Consider the following 16,450-nt stretch of genomic DNA (forward strand, 5'->3'; position numbering starts at 1 on the left):
TGGCTGGACTGGGTTTGATGAGTTTCCATATGGAAATATATGTGTTGTATTCCGAATATTGATGGAAATTGTTCCGATTTTTGTGTGAAAATGCTTTCGTAGAGAAAGTAGTGCAAAAGCACTGTTTCACGCCATTAAAATTGAAACGAGGAGTCCATCATGTTGTCTTCCCTTCGCACGCGGCTGGTGCTCATTTGCGTGGCCATCGTCGTGCTGTCCATGCTGGCCCTCTCGGTCGCCAATTACGTCACCACGCGCAGCAGCATGCTGGCGTCGTCGGACCAGCAGATGCAGCAGCTGCTGCACAGCCAGTCGGCCGTGCTGGCGCAATGGGTCGATGGCAAGAAAAAGGTCATGGCGTCCGTTGTCATGTCGGCAGAGACGCCCGATCCGCTGCGCGCCTTCCAGATCGCGGAAAAGGCTGGCGATTTCGCGGAAGTGTTCATCGGCTACGCGGACAAGCGCTCCGTGTTTACCCATCCGGGCCGTCCGGCTGATTTCGATCCCACGGCGCGCGCCTGGTACACGGACACCGTCAAGGCGGGCGTGCCGATGCTCACGCCGCCGTACGTGGACGCGGCCAGCCACAAGCTGGTGGTGTCGTTCACGGCGCCCGTCGGCCCGAAAGAGGCGCTGCTGGGCGTGGCGGGCGCGGACGTGCTGCTCGATACGGTGATCGCCAACGTGGTGGCGATCAAGCCGACGCCGCACAGCTTTGCCTTCCTCGTCGACCAGAGCGGCACCATCATCGCCCACGCGAACAAGGACCTGAGCCTGCAGCCGGTGACGAAACTCGATGCGTCGCTGTCGGCCGCGCAGGTCAACCGCCTGGAAAGCACGCGCACGAGCGATGCCGTGCGCCTCGATGAGCGTGACGGCAAGCTGTATGTCACGCGCGTGGCGGGCACCGACTGGCTGCTGGCCGTGGTGCTGGACCAGCAGGAAGCCATGCAAGCCTTGCAGACGATGCTGACGACGGCCACCGTCACGGCCGCGTTGCTGACCGGGCTGGCGGCGCTGCTGCTGTCGCTGCTGGTGTTCAGGATGCTCAAGCGCCTGGAACTGGTGCGCGACGCGCTCGACGACATCGCCTCGGGCGAGGGCGACCTGACTCTCCGCCTCGACGCTTCCGGCGTGGATGAACTGGCGCAGATCGCCGGCGCCTTCAACCGCTTCATCGACAAGATTGCCGCCGTGCTCGTAAAAATCCGCACGGCCAGCGAATCGGTGAAAGTCTCGTCATCGGAAATCGCCGCCGGCAACCAGGACCTGTCATCGCGCACGGAACAGCAAGCCAGTTCGCTGGAAGAGACGGCAGCCTCGATGGAAGAGCTGACCAGCACGGTGAAACAGAATGCCGACAATGCGCGCCAGGCCAATCAGATGGCGCAATCGGCGTCCGGCGTGGCCAGCAAGGGCGGGCAAGTGGTGGCACAGGTGGTCGATACCATGGCCTCGATCAACGACTCGTCGAAGAAGATCGTCGACATCATCAGCGTCATCGACGGCATCGCCTTCCAGACGAATATCCTGGCCTTGAATGCGGCCGTGGAAGCGGCACGCGCGGGCGAGCAGGGACGCGGCTTTGCCGTGGTGGCGACGGAGGTGCGTAATCTGGCTCAAAGATCCGCTGGCGCAGCGAAGGAAATCAAGCTGCTGATCGACGATTCGGTGGGCAAGGTGGACTCGGGCGCGCGCCTGGTCGACGAGGCTGGCGCGACGATGCAGGAAATCGTCGACAGCGTGCGCCGTGTAACGGACATCATGGGTGAGATCACGGCGGCCAGCGCAGAGCAAAGCTCGGGCATCGAGCAGGTGAACCAGGCGATTGCGCAGATGGACCAGGTGACGCAGCAGAACGCGGCCCTGGTGGAAGAGGCGGCCGCCGCGGCGGAAAGCCTGCAAGACCAGGCCAGCACCCTGGCGCAGGTGGTGGGCGTGTTCAAGCTCGATGACGGGCAGGCGCCGCAGCAACCGCCGGCAAGGCCCGCGGCGCGCGCATCGATTGCGCCGCGCATCGCCAGCCGTCCCGCAACGGTGCCCGTCGCCAGGCCGGAGCGCAGCGAAGAGTGGGAGACGTTTTAAGCTCTTTTGGACTTTCAAGCGCGGCGGGGCGCCAGGGTCGGCGCCATCTGTTTCGCCACCTCGAAAAAAGCGTTGGTGGCGGGCGTGTTCTGGCGCCGGTCGCGCACGGCCAGGCCCACCTTGCGGCTGACGGGCGGGTTTAACGGCAGGGCGACCAGCTCCGGATACTGTTCGCGCAGGCGCTGCGGCAGGGCCAGTTCGGCCACGATGGACAGGCCGTCGCCGCGGCTGACCATGTCGAGGATGGTGATCACCTGGCTGATGCGGTAGGGCACGTTCGGCTGCAAGCCCGCGTTGGCGAACAGCGGTTCGATCAGGCAGGCGCATCCCGCTTCGGACATGATGAACGGACCTTCGCACAACTGCGCCAGGGTGATGGACGTTTCGCTGGCCAGCGCATGGCTGCGCGGCACCAGCGCCATCATCTGGTCTTCCACCAGCGGCGCCGTATCGAAACGCTCGTCGGGCAGCACGACGAAGCCGACGTCGACCCTGCGTTCGCGTATCCACTGCACCACTTCATGGTCTGCGCCCTCGTCGATGCGCAGGTCGATGCCCGGATAGCGCAGGCGAAATTGCGCCGTGATGGCCGGCAGCAGATTCAACGACGACGTCGGGCCGAAGGAGCCGATGCGCAGGGTGCCCTGGCGCTGGCCCAGCACGTCGGCCGCTTCCTGGCGCATGGCTTCCGACAAACCGAGGATTTCGCGCGCACGCACGAGCAGTTGGCGGCCCACATCGGTCAGTTCGGCCGAGGCCTGGTGGCGCACGATGAGGTCAACGCCCATCTCCTTTTCCAGCGCTTTCAAGGCATGCGAGACGGCTGACTGGCTGATGCCCAGCTGCGCGGCGGCGGCGGAAAAACCGTGCAGTTCGGCTACCAGGGTAAAGATTTCCAGTTGCGTGAAGGTCATGGTGTGGTTTCTTTGAGATATGAGTATTTGCTCATTATTTCATGAGTTAATATTAGTATTAATATATATGTACAGCGTCCGCTGTACAAGCGATATCATAGGACTTTCCATGCGCACTACCGCCATACCTTCCGCCGCCTTGCCTTCCGTGCAATCGCCGCTCGTCTATCTCAAACTGATTTTCGTCGCCCTGTTCTGGGGCGGTACCTTTATCGCCGGCCGCGTGCTGGCGCAGCAGATGCCTCCGATGACGGCGGCCAGCGGACGCTTCGGCGTGGCCGTGCTGTTGCTGCTCGTGCTGGCGTGGAAACTCGAAGGCGGCTTGCCGCGCCTGGACCGCAAGCAGCTGATGACGACGGCCGCGCTTGGCCTGACGGGCATCTTTCTGTACAACCTGTGCTTCCTGGCGGCCCTGTCGCGCATGCCGGCCGGGCGCACGGCTCTGTTCGTGGCCCTGAACCCGATCGTCACGGCGCTGGCCTCGGCCTTCCTGTTCCGCGAACGGCTCGGTTCCTTCAAGTGGCTGGGCATCATGCTGGCGTTTTGCGGCACGGCCATCGTCATCACGCGCGGCGACTTGGCCGGCGTGCTGCATGGCACGGGCGGCGGCATCGGCATGGGCGAAGTGTTCATGTTTTGCGGTATTTCCAGCTGGGCCGCCTACACCCTGATCGGCCGGGTCGCGCTGAAGGGCTTGAGCCCGATTGCCGCCACCACGTATGCGTCGATGTGGGGCCTGGCCTTTTTGCTGGTGGGCGCGGTGGTGGAATTCCCGAACGTGCCATGGCACAGCTTTGGCTGGCAAGTGTGGGCCGCCATCGGCTACCTGGGCGTGTTCGGCACGGTAATCGGCTTTGTCTGGTATTACGAGGGCGTGAAAGCGCTGGGTCCGTCGCGCACGGCCGTGTTCAACAACCTCGTGCCCGTATTCGGCATCGTGCTGGCGGCAGTGCTGTTGGGCGAACCCGTGCTGGTTTCGATGCTGGTGGGCGGCGCGGTGACGATTGCCGGCGTGGTGATGACCAACCGGCAAGCGAAATAATCAGCGGGCGCGGCGGCGTTTACCAGGTTTCGCCGGCGCCTTCTTGTGCCGGCTGACCGAGGCGCGCATCACTTTCGGTTCTTCGATGCCGTTCTCGGCCGCAAGCATGCGGCGGATGTTGACGGCGTCCATGGCGCGCACGGAATTGGCGCGCGCGTTGAGCAGGATCATGGTGGCGAACTTGCCGGCCGACTTGATGCGCATGATCAGGCAGCGGCCCGCTTCATTCGTATAGCCCGTTTTCGACAGGCCGATATCCCAGCCCTTGGCGCCCACCAGGCGGTTCGTGTTGTGGTATTCCACGTCGCGGCCCTTGATCTGGATGATGTCCTTCGAGTCCGTCGTGATGCGGCTGATTTCCGGGTAGCGCGAGGCGGCCACGGCCATTTTGACGAGATCCGCCGCCGTCGACTGATTGTTCGGCGACAGGCCCGTCGGCTCTTCGATCACGGTCTGGCGCATGCCCAGGGCCTTGATCTTGGCGTTGACGGCCACGGCAAACGCGGTCGGGCCGCCGGGGAAGGTGCGCGCCAGCGAGGCGGCGGCGCGGTTGTCGGATGACATCAGCGCCAGTTGCAGCACGTCGTGGCGGCTCAGGGTGGCGCCCACGGGCACGCGCGAGGTGCTGTGTTTCAGGGTGTCGACATCCTCGCGGTCGATGCTGATCTCTTCCTGCATATTCGCCTTGGAGTCGAGCACGACCATGGCCGTCATGAGTTTGGTCAGCGAGGCGATGGGTACCACCACGTTGGAATTTTTTTCAAGCAAGACTTTGCCTGTGCCGTCTTCGACCACCAGTATCGACTGGGAACCGAAGGGCACGGCGATGGCCGCTGTCGAAAGCGTCATCAGCACCGCGGCGAACATTTTTTTGAGCATGGGATTGTATGTGGGAAAGCAGTTTTGGGGCGCCATCGTGGGCGCTGCGCGCAAATCCGGAAACGGGCCGCGCGGGGACGCGGCGTGTATCTCGGAGGCAATATTTGCCAAGCTTAAACAATACCATTAAAGATCAAGCGATGTCTACGGTATAAGCCCGTGACAAGCGGCGTTGCGGCCAATTTGGCAAATAAATGGGGCTAATCTTGCCGTAGTGAAAATTGTTGCGCGATTATTGATTTCGTCTTGGAAACTTCGTATTATTTCAGCAATATTGGCAGCCATGGTCCGGCAGGCGCCGCGCGTTTCGTCGCTGATGCCTGTCGCTTCGTGCTTCGTCGCCCCACGCTATGCCCTGCAACAAGGGCGCCGTAGACTGCGTTCATGCCTGATTGAGACGACAAGGAGAACGCAGCATGTGGAAAAAATTTGCGGGATGGTATCGCTGTTACGACGATGAAACCCTCAGGGTGCTCGCGCATCCGGACACGGCGGCCCAGTTGCCGCATGGCTGGCGGCGCTGGGTGGCGTTGCGCCTCGTCACCCTGACGCCGATCGAGCGCCAGCAATTCCACGCCTTCATGCTCAAGTACCGGGGCGCCGGCTTTTACCTGGCGGCAGCCAGGCTGGTGCTGTTGTTCAGTATCGTCGGCGTCGTGCTGCATCTGCTGCTGCCCGACAAGGTGGGCTGGACCAAGGCCGTGGTGCTCAGCAATGTGCTCGGCCTAGCGATGGCCTGGGGCGTGCTGGGGGTCTGGTTCAATTACCGCAAGCTGGCGCAAAAGAAGTTCAAGACGCTGCTGCTGCTACTGCTGGTGCCGGCCTTGGGCGGTGTGGCGATTGGCGTGCTGCGCGCCATACTGGAAGGTAATAGTTCCATCGGCGTGGCCATCGAGCGCGGTGCGCGCGTGGGCGGCTGGGCCGCGCTGACGGCCGGGCTGGTCTACATGATACCGATGACCATCGTTGTTCTGTGGCGCAACCGCCAGTACGAGGCGCTGGCCCTGCAGCTGCAGCAGGATGCCGAGCGCGACCGTCTGGCGCGCGAGCTGAGCGAATCGCAGCTGCGTTTGCTGCGCGCGCAGATCGAACCGCATTTCCTGTTCAACACCCTGGGCGCCGTGCAGCAGCTGGCCGAGCAGGGCGCCAGCGGGGCGGTGCAGGCGGCCGCGCTGACGGCCAACCTGATCGCCTTCTTGCGCGCCAGCCTGGCCGAGATGCGCGCCGACCAGGTGCCCCTGCAAACGGAATTCGACGTGGTGCAAGCGTATCTGCAAGTGATGCAGGTACGCATGGGCACGCGCCTGTCCTTCCGCCTCGATTTGCCGCCCGGCCTGGCGCAGATGCAAGTGCCCAGCATGATCTTGCTGACCCTGGTGGAAAACGCCATCAAGCATGGCATCGAGCCATCGCTGCGGGGCGGCGAAATCGCCGTCTCGGCCCTGCTGGACGCGGACGGCGCCATGCGCTTGCGCGTGCAGGATACCGGTGTGGGCCTGGGCGCCGCGAGTGCGGCCGGAGGCGGCCTGGGCCTGGAGAATGTGCGCCGCCGGCTGCAGCTGGCCGCAGCCGCTGCCAGCCTGCACGTGCAAAATCGCGAGGACGAGGGCGTGCTCGCCGAGATCGTATTGCCGATGAATATCAAGGAACTTGCCGCATGAATGCCACCATCCTGATCGCCGAAGACGAACCCCTGATGCGCGAACGCCTGCAAACGATGCTGGCGCTGGCCTGGCCCGAGGCGCGCATCGTGCTGGTGGCGGAAAACGGCAACGATGCCTGGGACGGTTTTCTCGAGCATGAGCCGGACGTGGTCTTCCTCGACATCCGCATGCCTGGCCTGTCGGGCCTGGAAGTGGCCGAGCGCATCGGCAAGCGCGCCCACGTCGTGTTCGTCACGGCCTACGACCAGTACGCCGTCGATGCGTTTGACGCGGGCGCCGTCGACTACCTGTTGAAACCCGTACAGGCCGAGCGGCTGCAGCGGGCGCTGGCCCGGCTGCGCGACAAGCTCGGCGCCCAGCCGGCCGACATGGCGAATTTATTGCAATCGCTGCGCGCGGCGCTGCCGGCGCCGCCGCGCGAAAAATTGAAATGGATCAGGGCCAGCGTGGGCAAGCAGATCCGTTTGATCGACATCAATGACGTGCTGTTCTTCCAGGCCGACACAAAATACACGCGTGTGGTGCTGGCCGGCTCGGAGGCGCTGGTGCGCACGCCGTTGAAGGATTTGCTGGGCGGCCTCGATCCGGAACAGTTCTGGCAAATCCACCGTGGCACCATGGTCAACGTGAAAGCCATCGAGGCGGCCGAGCGCATCGATGCCGAACGCATGCAGGTGCTGCTGCGCGGCAGCACGGAAAAGCTGCCCGTCAGCCGCACGTTTACGTATTTGTTCCGGGATTGAAGGCGGCGGCGGTGCTGGTGCGCAGATAGTCGATGAACCACCTTCCGGCCGGCCCGGGCGGCGCGCCGGCCCGGTGAACGGCATGGATGGCCAGCATGAAGCCTGACGATGCCATGTCCTCGGTGTCGAGCAGCGCCAGCGCGCCTGCGTGGATGTCGCGCTCGACCAGGTGCAGCGGCATGCTGCCCCAGCCGACGCCGTCTTTCAGGAAGGCATGTTTGGTGGAAAGGTCGGCCAGCCGCCAGGTGGCGGGGGACCAGACGCCATAGTCTTGGCCAGCCATCAGTGCCGAGCGGTCCGTCAGCACCAGTTGCACGTGTTTCGCCAGTTCGCTCCTGGAAATGCGGCCGCCCAGGCTGGCCAGCGGGTGGTCCCGCGCGGCCACCGTCACCAGCGGCAGTTCGCCCAGTCTGGCAGTCGCCAGCGAAGGAAATGCCAGCGGTAGCGCCGCCAGGATACCGACGCTGCAGCGCCCGTCGAGCACGGGCTGATAGCCGGCGCCCAAACCTTCGACGAACAGGCGCAGCGGCGTCAGCGGAAAGCGCTGCGCGAAGGCCTTGGCCGCCCGCGTAACGGCATCGGTGGGGAAGAATACATCGACCACGACGGACAATTCCGCTTCCAGTCCCGACGCCATCAGGCTGGCGCGCGCCTTGAGCGTATCGACGCCGGCGACGATGCTGCGCGCATCGGCCAGCAGCAGCGCGCCTTCGGCCGTCAGGACCGGAAAGCGCCCAGCGCGGTCGAACAGCCGCACGCCCAGTTGTCCTTCCAGGCTGCCCACCCAGCCGCTGACCGCCGACTGCACCCGGTGCAGCTTGCGGGCGGCCGCCGAAAAGCTGCCTTCATCGACTGCGGCAATGAAGGTGCGAAGTTGATCAAGTGAAACCCCATCCAGCATGACGGACTCCTGTATCTGAATATGAGATGGATCAGATCGCAATATACCGGCTTCTCAGATTGAGGTCCAGCGCGCATCATGGCTTGCCTGAGCCGTATGCGGGCGCTTTGTTTCTCTTTTCATTCAACTAATTAATCAGGGGATCAGCATGAGTTATTCCATTATCGGTGCCGGTAACGTCGGCACAGCCCTGGCCCGCCAGTTCGTGCGCAGCGGTATTGCCGTGGGGCTGGCGAATAGCCGTGGCCCGGCCTCCCTGGCGGCATTGAGCACCGAGCTGGGCGACCTCGTTACCGTCATGGACGTGGCGCAGGCGCTGGAGGCGAAGGTGATTATCCTTGCCATTCCTTTCCGCGCCCACCTGGCGCTGGCAGGTGCGGCAGCGGACTGGCACGGCAAGATCGTGATCGACGCGATGAATACGTATGGGGTCCCGATCGAGGAGCTGCAGGGACAGGCCTCCAGCGATGTGGTGGCCGCTGCGTTTCCGGATGCGCTCGTGGTCAAGACCTTCAACCAGCTACCGGCACGCTTGCTGGCGGCGGACCCGGCAGAAGGGGGAGGGCGCCGCGTGATGTTTGTCTCAAGTAACGATGCCGCCTCGGGCATCACGGTCGCCAGGCTGGTGGAACAGCTGGGGTTTGCTGCCGTGAACCTGGGGAAAATCGCAGAAGGCGGCGTTTTGCTGGGTATGGGCGGTCCGTTGATCTTGCAGAACCTCGTCAAACTGGGCTGAGTGGCCAGGACGCGCGGGGAGGCCGGCGGCCTGGCCGCCAGCGAGGCCGTTCAGGGCAAGGCTACTGGATCTTGGCGATCGACACTTCCGTCGATTTCACCAACGCGATGACTTCGCTACCCACTTTCAAGTCCAGGTCCTTGATCGAGCGCGAGGTGATGACCGAGGTGACGATGCCGTGCGGCGTTTCCACATCCACTTCCGAGACCACGGGCCCAAAGATGATTTCCTTGATCTTGCCGCGAAACTGGTTGCGTACATTCACTTCCGAGATAGCCATGATATTTCCTTTGAGCCCGTAATACGCCATGCGGCGCGACAAGGCCAGAGTACGGCGCGCGCACGCTTTTGACCACGAATCGATGCGCATATCGATATGCGCAAAGTGTGCGCCAGCGCTGCTGTAAGCATATTATTCGCCTATACTCGAGCATCTACCGGAGGTGTGCCATGCGTCCATTCCTGCTGTCGCTCTTGCTGTTGCCCACAGTCGCCGTGCTGGCGCAACCCATTGCCGCCCTGCAACCGATGGCTTTCCTGGCCGGGCATTGCTGGAAGGGCGAGTTCCCTGGCGGGAAGCAAACGGATGAGCACTGTTTCCAGTGGCTGTATGGCGGCCAGATGCTGCGCGACGTCCACACGGTGCGCAGCCCCGGCAAGCCCGACTACGTGGGCGAAACCACGTATTACCACGATCCCGCCGCAGGCAAGGTAGCCTTCCTGTATGTGGAAAACAGCGGCGGCCATAGCCGCGGCACGATGCTGCCGGCGGACGGCGGCCTCGACTTTCCCGCCACGCAATACGTGGGCGCGAATGGCAAGACGCTGACCTATCGCGTGCGCTGGACGCCGTCGGGCGATGCCTATGAGGTGGCCAGCGAGATGCTGGTGGATGGGCGCTGGGTGCCGCAATTCAAGCTGCTGCTGAAGAAGCAGTGATGTGTGGAGGCATGAAAAAACCGGGACAAATCCCGGTTTTTTGTTGATATGGCGCAAACTTACTTCTGATAAATCTTGTCGAACTCGCCGCCATCGTCAAAGTGTTTCTTTTGCGCCTGTTTCCAGCCGCCAAAGACGTCATCGATGGTAAACAGGGTGATCGGCTTGAAGCTGGCCGCGTATTTCTTGGCGACGGCAGCCGAACGGGGGCGCAAATAATGCTTGGCGACCAATTCCTGGCCTGGTTCCGAGTACAGGTATTGCAGGTAGGCCGTGGCTTCCTTGCGGATGCCGCGGCGGTCGACGACCTTGTCGACGACGGCCACCGGCGACTCGGCCAAAATGGAGATGCTTGGATACACCACTTCAAAGTTGTCGCCGAATTCGGCGCGCACCAGTTGCACTTCATTTTCAAACGTCACCAGCACGTCGCCGATTTCGCGCTGGGTGAAGGTGGTGGTGGCGCCGCGGCCGCCGCCGTCCAGCACGGGCACGTTCTTGAACAGCTTGGTGACGAGGTCGCGCGCCTGCGCTTCGCTGCCGCCTTTTTTCACGGCATAACCCCACGCCGCCAGGTAGGTGTAGCGGCCATTGCCCGAGGTTTTCGGGTTCGGCACGATGACCTTGATGCCGGGCTTGGCCAGGTCGTCCCAATCCTTGATGTGTTTCGGGTTGCCTTTGCGCACCAGGTACACCATGGTCGAGTAAAACGGCGCCGCATTGTTCGGGAATTTCTTGGCCCAGTCGGCCACCACGAGGCCGCGGTCGACGAGGATATCGATGTCATTCGCCTGGTTCATGGTCACGACGGACGCTTCCAGGCCATCGGCGACGGAGCGCGCCTGCTTGCTGGAGCCGCCGTGCGATTGCTTGATGGTGATGGTTTCGCCTGTTTTGGCTTTCCAATCAGCAATAAATGCGGGATTCACGTCCTTGAACAGTTCGCGCATCACGTCGTAGGACGCGTTCAGCAAGACCACGGGTTCGGCGGCGCTGGCGGCCATCGGCAGGCTCATGGCGGCAGCGGAAGCGGCCAGGGCGCTGGCCAGGAACCAGCGGCGCGAGCGTTGGGTGAGCGTTGCTGCGGCAGTCGATACGGCGTTGGAATGGGTCATGTTGAACTCTTGTTGTGAGAATAGATAGACATAGTCTAAAATTCCGGCCGGAAAAGAAACGAATTTTTCGTAATATGCTTAGATTCGATTCCCGTTTGCGCTAAAAAACAGATATCGATTTCTGGAAACATTCGTGGGCAAGATGCGCATCAGCACTTAGTCTGCAGGCATCGCACCATAGGCAAAACCGGTCCGTGGCGCGCGGCAAAAAACCCGAAAGCGCCGCTTGGTGTATAGTCGAATCGCACGATACAGGGGTAAAACCGTCTGCATCGGCAACTGGAATATTTTGTGAGCGTACATGAGTCTTGAAATTCGTATTGCAACATCGACCGACGCTTTCGAGGCGTGCAACGTATTACGACGCTCCATCGTCGAATGCTGCAGCCTCGATCATCGGGACGATCCGGCCATCCTGGAAGCCTGGCTGGGCAATAAAACACCGCAGATGGTGGCGTGCTGGTTTGCGTCGCCTACCAATTTTTCGCTGGTCGCAGTCGAGGCGGGCGCCGTTGTCGGCGTCGGCTTGCTGACGCGCGCCGGCAAGCTGGCCCTGTGCTACCTGCTGCCCGAGGCGCAAGGCCGCGGCGCGGGCAAGGCGCTGGTGGAGCAACTGGAGGCGCAGGCGCGCGAGTGGGGCATCAAGGCCCTGCAACTGCACAGCACGGCCAGCAGCCAGTCCTTTTTCGTCAAGCAAGGGTATGTCGAGGCGGGCAATGTGCGTTCGCCGTATGGCGTGGAAACGATTTTTTGCTGGAAACAGATTGACCCCGCGGGTATCGCTAGCGGCGACCCCAAGCGCAAGCGCTTTTGCAACTGCAATTCGGCCTGACGGCTTTTCTGCACTTCAGCCCGCCCATCCGGCGGCGGGCCATTTCCTCCGTTTGAATATTTCCCTTCAGTAACTGATCTGGATATACACGCCTTGCGGCACGCTCTCGTTTGCCGGCAGCAAAGTGCCGCCCGCAAACAGTTTCAGTTCGCCGGGCGCGAACGCCAGCCAGTCCTCGTTTTGCGTCAGCGGATGCGTGGCGATGACGGCGATGCGGTCGTCCAGGTGATTATGCTGGCGAAAGTCGATGCTGCGCTCGCAGTCGATCAGTTGCGCGACGGAAAACGGGTATTCGCGTATCACGAAGTGCAAATGCGTGGAACAGTGGGCAAACAGCAGCTCGCCGTCCGACAGGATGAAATTGAATGTGCCGTGCGCGGCGATTTCCGTGGCGACCTCGGCGATGGCGGCGCGCAAGTCGGCGCGCGCGGGTTCGCCCAAGGGGAAGCGCGTGCGCAAACGGGCCAGCAAGTGGCAAAAGGCCTGCTCGCTGTCCGTGTCGCCGCTGGCGCGGTAGTGCGCATTGGCGGGCGCGCGCCACGTTTTCAAGTCGCCATTGTGGGCGAACGACCAGGTCTTGCCCCACAGGTCGCGAGCGAACGGATGCGTGTTTTCCGGCGCGATGCGGCCCTGCGTGGCCTTGCGGATGTGCGCGACGATGTTTTTCGCCTTCACGGGATGCTGCTGCACCCGGGCTGCCAGCGGCGAATCGATGGCAGCCAGGTGATCCGTCAGCAGGGTGCAGCCGCTACTGGAATGATAGGCGATGCCCCAGCCGTCGCGGTGCTCGTCCGTGCGTCCGCCCCGTTCGGCAAAGCCGGCAAAGGAAAAACCCAGCGCCGCGGGCTTGCTGCTGTTCATTGCGAGTAACTGGCACATGGCGGCCCTTCCTGATGGTATCGGTACATGAGCACAGTAAAGGCCGGGGCAGGTGGCTGGAAGGAATGTTTCCGAGTATCGTTATGCGCTGGTCGCCGCATCCCATATGTGCTGGGCGCATATCAAATGGCGAAACCATTCGTTCTCCTTTGGTTGGCGCTGCCTTACTCTGCACACTTTGGCGCCGTCTTCCCCATGAGGGCAGCTGGCGCAGCCCGATGAAGGAGCACGTATGCCATTTCCCGTCCTGAAAAATTACCTGGCCCGCCTGTCGCACCAAACCCAGGCCGGCACCAGCGTCTGGCTCGACGGGGAGGGCAGGGCGCTGGGGCGCTTTTTCAATTGCACCATGACCAGCGCTTTCCAGCCGCTGCGCGAATTGGAAAGCGGCAAGCTGGTGGCGTTCGAGGGGCTGGCGCGCAGCGTGTCGAAGGCGGACGAAGGCTTGTCGCTGTGGCGCTTGCTCGATCACGCGGCCAGCGACGATGAATCCGTGGAGCTGGACCGGCTGTGCCGCATGCTGCACGCCATTAATTTTTTCCGCCAGAGCGAAGCGGAGGAAGCCGACCTGTATCTGAACGTGCATGACCGCCTGCTGAGCGCCGTCAGCAGCAATCACGGCCACGCCTTCCAGCGCATCCTCGACGCGCTGGGCTTGCCCATCGAGCGCATCGTGCTGCAATTGCCGACGGTGACGCCGAACCAGGGCTGGCTGCTCAACTATGTGGCCGACAATTACCGCCGCAACGGCTTCCGCCTGGCCATCAACGTGGCCAGCGTGCAGGAGGCCACGGGCATGCTGGAGCGCCTGCATCCGCATGCATTCAAGCTTGACGCGGGCAACCTCAGCGACGAGCAGGCCGTCGCCAGCTTCGTCACCGTGTGCCATGCGGCGAAAATCCGCGTCATTTTCAAACGCCTCGACACGCCGGCCGCGCTGGCCGCGCTGCAGCGCATCGCCGCCGCCACGGGATTGCCCATCGTCACCCAGGGTTATCTGCTCGACAAGCCTTTGACGGCATTGGCGCAGGCAAATCGGGACAGCGTGGCCAGCGCCGCCGCCGCGTAGGGCGCCCGAAGGTGAAATGAGGGCGACACGATAGGCATTGAGGGTTTTTCTTCGCGGCACAATACGCTATAGTATTCCCATCGTTATATTGGACTGACTATGGCATCGCGCAGAAATTTTCTACACCACGGTATGGGCTTGGCCGCGCTGGGCCTGGTTGCCACTCCGCTCATCGGCTGCGCCTCGCGCACGGCCGCTCCCGCCTCGGCTTCGGCCAGCGCCAAGCCGCGCGCGCCGCGCACGGGCGTGCCACCCCAGCCGACGCAGCTGGCCAGCATTGACCGCTCGGTCACCTCGCAGTCGCGCCAGGTCATCACCGAGATGGAACCGCCTCCCGACATCTTCGACGCGCAGGCGCTGGACCTGGAATTCTGGCTCAAGCCCCGCACCCTGGAAGTGGTGCGCCCGGCCAGCAATGAAAAAGCCAAGCTGCTGTACTGGAAAGATGGCGAGGTCATCGATTCGGCCTACCAGGAACTTTGCCACTTGCTGCGCGACGTGAATGGCAAGAAGACGGCGCCCATCGACCCGAAACTGCTGGAAACCCTGTGGGGTACGCAAGCGTTCGTGGCCCGTTACGGCATCGAGCAGCCGCTGGAGATCCTGTCGGGCTACCGCACGGCCGAGTCCAACAGCCGCCTGCGCGAGGCGGGCGTACCGGCCGCGCGCCAGTCGCTGCACATTTCCGGCCGCGCCGCCGACATCCGCGTGGCAAATCTGAACGCGGAAGTGCTCGGTTCGCTCGTGCGCAGCTTCAAACAGGGAGGCGTGGGCTTTTATTACCGCTCCGGCCCCCGTGGCGGCTGGATCCATGCCGATACGGGCTTGCAGCGCACCTGGAAAGGCTAAGACTTTTTAGTCGTAATGGTAGGGCGGCTCCGGCACGCTATCGCGTTCGGTGCGCCGCCATTCATCGAAATTCACGGGGCGTTCCCAGTAAATGCGCCAGCCCAGGCGCTGGCTGGTTTGCGCTTCGGGATGGTCGCGCAGGTAGCCGTCGATAAAGCGCGTGAATTCCGAGACATAGCCGCCGCGGCGGTAGGGAAGTGGATGAGTCATGGCTCCTCCTGCTATCGAGATTTCTTTCATTCTATCGCCAGCGGCGCAAACGTGCCGCCCGCTTTCCGCTTCCCACTTTCCGATTCCATGAAACTGTCCAGCCATAACATCGAACTGTTCCTGGCCGTCGTCGACGGCGGCTCGTTCTCGGCCGCCGCGCGCGCCTTGCGGCGGGCGCCGTCGGCGGTCAGCATGGCGATGGCCAACATCGAGGCGGAACTGGGCATCACCCTGTTTGACCGGGGCGCGCGCGAAGCCGTGCCCACGCCGGCCGCGATGGCCCTGATACCGCACGCGCGCCTGATCGCCGAGCAGTTGAAGCAGTTGCACCTGCACGTGCAGGAATTGTCGCAGGGACTGGAGAGCCGCATTTCGCTGGGCATTGCGGCCGAGCTTGACCATACGCCATTCCTGGCCGCCGTGCGCGCGCTGTCGCAGCGCCATCCGCTGCTCGACATCGAAGTGCTGACGGCGCCGCAGGACGATGTGCTCGACATGCTGCACCGGGGGCGCATCAGCGCCTGCATGGCTTTCGCAGGCGGACGCATCAATCACGAGGAACAGTTCCAGCTGGTGGGCAGCGATGCCTTGCTGGCGATTATTTCCACCCAGCATCCGCCCAGCGCGGCCGGCCAGCCCTTGTATATCGAGGAATTGGTGAATTTGCGTCAGATCATCGTCGCCAGTCGCGAACTCGACCTGGCCGATGCGCGTCCCGTGGTGGGGCTGTCCTATTGGCGCACGGACAGCTTGCCGATGGCGCTGGCGATGGTGGAAGCGGGCTTGGGATGGGGCAACTTTGCCGCCTCGGCCATCCAGCATTCTCTGGCGGCGGGGCGGGTGCGCTGCGTGGCGTTCAAGAATACGGGCAATGGTCTGGTCGTGCCCATCCACCTGGTGTGGATGAAGGACCGGCCGCTGGGCATGGCGGCGCGGTCCTTTCTTCAGTTACTCAGCGAAGCGGCCTGAACGTCCGCTGGCTCTTCCTTCGGCTGCTGCGCCGACAGGGGCACACCGAACAGGCCGTCGAAGAAATAATTAAAAATGAAGCTGTAGCACGGGATGATCAGCATCAGGGCGAAGTCCAGCACGAACGCCTGCCACAAGCTGATGTCGAGCCACCAGGCGATCAATGGGATCAGGTAAATCACCAAGGTGATCTGGAAGCCGATTGCATGCAGGATGCGGCGCCAGACGGTGCGCGTGCGCGACACTTGCCGGATTTCCCAGTATTCGAAGGCCGTGTTGTAGAGCAGGTTCCAGATCACGGCAATGGTGGTGATCATGATGGCCAGCGGCCCCGTGCTGGTGGGCGACTCGCCCGAAAGCAGGGTCAGCCAAGCCGTGGAAATGGCCATGCCGATGATTTCAAAGGCGGTGACGTAGACGATTTTGCGTTTGATGCCTTGCATGTAAAGCCTGTAAAGAAGAGATGGCGCGTATTTTAAGTCAGGTGTGCTGATGTTTGAAGTCGATAGCTGTCAGTTTTTCTGATGGATTCGCCGTGGGAATACCATGCATGCCGTGAACGGTGGATAATGGCGGCTGGCAGGCAACCGGTCCCGCCGCATCACCGCAGAAAAGGTCAACCAG

18 protein-coding genes are annotated in these 16,450 nt (G+C 62.7%); 10 read left to right on the top strand and 8 right to left on the bottom strand.

Going from position 1 to position 16,450, the window contains the following annotated elements:
• Positions 1-159: 159 nt before the first annotated feature.
• Positions 160-2,085, top strand: coding sequence for a methyl-accepting chemotaxis protein (locus SJI03_RS24210; protein WP_322428906.1), 1,926 nt, complete (start codon positions 160-162; stop codon positions 2,083-2,085).
• A gap of 14 nt (positions 2,086-2,099) precedes the next feature.
• Here SJI03_RS24210 and SJI03_RS24215 read toward each other — a convergent pair whose 3' ends face one another.
• Positions 2,100-2,999 carry a LysR family transcriptional regulator gene (locus SJI03_RS24215; RefSeq protein WP_099380209.1) on the bottom strand — a complete coding sequence of 300 codons (900 nt, stop codon included), beginning with the start codon at positions 2,997-2,999 and terminating at the stop codon, positions 2,100-2,102.
• 109 nt (positions 3,000-3,108) lie between these two features.
• Between SJI03_RS24215 and SJI03_RS24220 the strand changes: the two genes are divergently transcribed.
• Positions 3,109-4,041, top strand: a complete 933-nt coding sequence (locus SJI03_RS24220; RefSeq protein ID WP_099380208.1) for a DMT family transporter — start codon at positions 3,109-3,111, stop codon at positions 4,039-4,041.
• On the opposite strand, the gene SJI03_RS24225 is transcribed toward SJI03_RS24220, so the two are convergent.
• Complete coding sequence (locus SJI03_RS24225) at positions 4,042-4,920, bottom strand: serine hydrolase (RefSeq protein WP_099380207.1); 879 nt, start codon at positions 4,918-4,920, stop codon at positions 4,042-4,044.
• A 416-nt stretch (positions 4,921-5,336) separates the two neighbouring features.
• Here SJI03_RS24225 and SJI03_RS24230 point away from each other — a divergent pair, with 416 nt between their 5' ends.
• Both SJI03_RS24230 and SJI03_RS24235 read left to right on the top strand, forming a co-directional pair.
• Complete coding sequence (locus SJI03_RS24230) at positions 5,337-6,581, top strand: sensor histidine kinase (protein WP_322428907.1); 1,245 nt, start codon at positions 5,337-5,339, stop codon at positions 6,579-6,581.
• Positions 6,578-7,327: a LytR/AlgR family response regulator transcription factor gene (locus SJI03_RS24235; protein WP_099380205.1), complete on the top strand. Its 750-nt coding sequence runs from the start codon at positions 6,578-6,580 to the stop codon at positions 7,325-7,327. Before SJI03_RS24230 ends, SJI03_RS24235 begins: the two co-directional genes overlap by 4 nt.
• Here the strand turns inward: SJI03_RS24235 and SJI03_RS24240 are convergent.
• Positions 7,305-8,228, bottom strand: a complete 924-nt coding sequence (locus tag SJI03_RS24240) for a LysR family transcriptional regulator (protein WP_322428908.1) — start codon at positions 8,226-8,228, stop codon at positions 7,305-7,307. The genes SJI03_RS24235 and SJI03_RS24240 overlap by 23 nt on opposite strands.
• Positions 8,229-8,376: 148 nt before the next feature.
• Here SJI03_RS24240 and SJI03_RS24245 point away from each other — a divergent pair, with 148 nt between their 5' ends.
• Complete coding sequence (locus SJI03_RS24245) at positions 8,377-8,964, top strand: NADPH-dependent F420 reductase (RefSeq protein ID WP_322428909.1); 588 nt, start codon at positions 8,377-8,379, stop codon at positions 8,962-8,964.
• Positions 8,965-9,025: 61 nt separating this feature from the next.
• Here the strand turns inward: SJI03_RS24245 and SJI03_RS24250 are convergent, their stop codons facing one another.
• Positions 9,026-9,244, bottom strand: a complete 219-nt coding sequence (locus tag SJI03_RS24250) for a TOBE domain-containing protein (protein ID WP_034757699.1) — start codon at positions 9,242-9,244, stop codon at positions 9,026-9,028.
• A gap of 170 nt (positions 9,245-9,414) precedes the next feature.
• On the opposite strand from SJI03_RS24250, the gene SJI03_RS24255 reads away from it, so the two are divergent.
• Positions 9,415-9,903 (top strand): hypothetical protein, encoded by a 489-nt coding sequence (locus SJI03_RS24255; RefSeq protein ID WP_322428910.1) that lies wholly within the window; start codon positions 9,415-9,417, stop codon positions 9,901-9,903.
• Between the two features lie 59 nt (positions 9,904-9,962).
• Here the strand turns inward: SJI03_RS24255 and SJI03_RS24260 are convergent, their stop codons facing one another.
• Positions 9,963-11,018, bottom strand: coding sequence for a sulfate ABC transporter substrate-binding protein (locus tag SJI03_RS24260; RefSeq protein WP_152252574.1), 1,056 nt, complete (start codon positions 11,016-11,018; stop codon positions 9,963-9,965).
• 301 nt (positions 11,019-11,319) lie between these two features.
• Between SJI03_RS24260 and SJI03_RS24265 the strand changes: the two genes are divergently transcribed.
• Positions 11,320-11,850, top strand: coding sequence for a GNAT family N-acetyltransferase (locus tag SJI03_RS24265; RefSeq protein ID WP_225240924.1), 531 nt, complete (start codon positions 11,320-11,322; stop codon positions 11,848-11,850).
• Positions 11,851-11,916: 66 nt separating this feature from the next.
• Here the strand turns inward: SJI03_RS24265 and SJI03_RS24270 are convergent, their stop codons facing one another.
• Entirely contained in the window at positions 11,917-12,729 is an 813-nt protein-coding gene (locus SJI03_RS24270) for a class II glutamine amidotransferase (RefSeq protein WP_322428911.1), read from the bottom strand.
• Positions 12,730-12,961: 232 nt separating this feature from the next.
• Between SJI03_RS24270 and SJI03_RS24275 the strand changes: the two genes are divergently transcribed.
• Positions 12,962-13,798 carry an EAL domain-containing protein gene (locus tag SJI03_RS24275; protein WP_322428912.1) on the top strand — a complete coding sequence of 279 codons (837 nt, stop codon included), beginning with the start codon at positions 12,962-12,964 and terminating at the stop codon, positions 13,796-13,798.
• 99 nt (positions 13,799-13,897) lie between these two features.
• Complete coding sequence (locus SJI03_RS24280) at positions 13,898-14,647, top strand: YcbK family protein (protein ID WP_416208784.1); 750 nt, start codon at positions 13,898-13,900, stop codon at positions 14,645-14,647.
• A 6-nt stretch (positions 14,648-14,653) separates the two neighbouring features.
• On the opposite strand, the gene SJI03_RS24285 is transcribed toward SJI03_RS24280, so the two are convergent.
• On the bottom strand, positions 14,654-14,857 hold the full coding sequence (locus tag SJI03_RS24285; RefSeq protein WP_035817978.1) for a DUF3460 family protein: 204 nt from the start codon (positions 14,855-14,857) through the stop codon (positions 14,654-14,656).
• An 87-nt stretch (positions 14,858-14,944) separates the two neighbouring features.
• Here SJI03_RS24285 and SJI03_RS24290 point away from each other — a divergent pair, with 87 nt between their 5' ends.
• The gene (locus SJI03_RS24290) at positions 14,945-15,826 is read left to right on the top strand and encodes a LysR family transcriptional regulator (RefSeq protein WP_035826890.1); all 882 of its coding nucleotides are present in this window, start codon (positions 14,945-14,947) and stop codon (positions 15,824-15,826) included.
• Here the strand turns inward: SJI03_RS24290 and SJI03_RS24295 are convergent.
• Positions 15,802-16,269, bottom strand: coding sequence for a PACE efflux transporter (locus SJI03_RS24295; protein WP_070291265.1), 468 nt, complete (start codon positions 16,267-16,269; stop codon positions 15,802-15,804). The two genes, SJI03_RS24290 and SJI03_RS24295, sit on opposite strands and share 25 nt — an antisense overlap.
• Positions 16,270-16,450 lie beyond the last annotated feature (181 nt).

It is taken from the genome of Janthinobacterium sp. GMG1 (genome assembly GCF_034427795.1).
Lineage (GTDB): Bacteria > Pseudomonadota > Gammaproteobacteria > Burkholderiales > Burkholderiaceae_D > Janthinobacterium.

Bases quoted from the DNA above. Each gene is read 5' to 3' on its own strand.
- SJI03_RS24230 (WP_322428907.1), top strand. From the start codon at position 5,337: ATGTGGAAAAAATTTGCGGGATGGTATCGCTGTTACGACGATGAAACC.
- SJI03_RS24270 (WP_322428911.1), bottom strand. From the start codon at position 12,729: ATGTGCCAGTTACTCGCAATGAACAGCAGCAAGCCCGCGGCGCTGGGT.
- SJI03_RS24290 (WP_035826890.1), top strand. From the start codon at position 14,945: ATGAAACTGTCCAGCCATAACATCGAACTGTTCCTGGCCGTCGTCGAC.
- SJI03_RS24280 (WP_416208784.1), top strand. From the start codon at position 13,898: ATGGCATCGCGCAGAAATTTTCTACACCACGGTATGGGCTTGGCCGCG.
- SJI03_RS24285 (WP_035817978.1), bottom strand. From the start codon at position 14,857: ATGACTCATCCACTTCCCTACCGCCGCGGCGGCTATGTCTCGGAATTC.
- SJI03_RS24255 (WP_322428910.1), top strand. From the start codon at position 9,415: ATGCGTCCATTCCTGCTGTCGCTCTTGCTGTTGCCCACAGTCGCCGTG.
- SJI03_RS24275 (WP_322428912.1), top strand. From the start codon at position 12,962: ATGCCATTTCCCGTCCTGAAAAATTACCTGGCCCGCCTGTCGCACCAA.
- SJI03_RS24245 (WP_322428909.1), top strand. From the start codon at position 8,377: ATGAGTTATTCCATTATCGGTGCCGGTAACGTCGGCACAGCCCTGGCC.
- SJI03_RS24215 (WP_099380209.1), bottom strand. From the start codon at position 2,999: ATGACCTTCACGCAACTGGAAATCTTTACCCTGGTAGCCGAACTGCAC.
- SJI03_RS24250 (WP_034757699.1), bottom strand. From the start codon at position 9,244: ATGGCTATCTCGGAAGTGAATGTACGCAACCAGTTTCGCGGCAAGATC.
- SJI03_RS24265 (WP_225240924.1), top strand. From the start codon at position 11,320: ATGAGTCTTGAAATTCGTATTGCAACATCGACCGACGCTTTCGAGGCG.
- SJI03_RS24225 (WP_099380207.1), bottom strand. From the start codon at position 4,920: ATGCTCAAAAAAATGTTCGCCGCGGTGCTGATGACGCTTTCGACAGCG.
- SJI03_RS24295 (WP_070291265.1), bottom strand. From the start codon at position 16,269: ATGCAAGGCATCAAACGCAAAATCGTCTACGTCACCGCCTTTGAAATC.
- SJI03_RS24260 (WP_152252574.1), bottom strand. From the start codon at position 11,018: ATGACCCATTCCAACGCCGTATCGACTGCCGCAGCAACGCTCACCCAA.
- SJI03_RS24235 (WP_099380205.1), top strand. From the start codon at position 6,578: ATGAATGCCACCATCCTGATCGCCGAAGACGAACCCCTGATGCGCGAA.
- SJI03_RS24210 (WP_322428906.1), top strand. From the start codon at position 160: ATGTTGTCTTCCCTTCGCACGCGGCTGGTGCTCATTTGCGTGGCCATC.
- SJI03_RS24240 (WP_322428908.1), bottom strand. From the start codon at position 8,228: ATGCTGGATGGGGTTTCACTTGATCAACTTCGCACCTTCATTGCCGCA.
- SJI03_RS24220 (WP_099380208.1), top strand. From the start codon at position 3,109: ATGCGCACTACCGCCATACCTTCCGCCGCCTTGCCTTCCGTGCAATCG.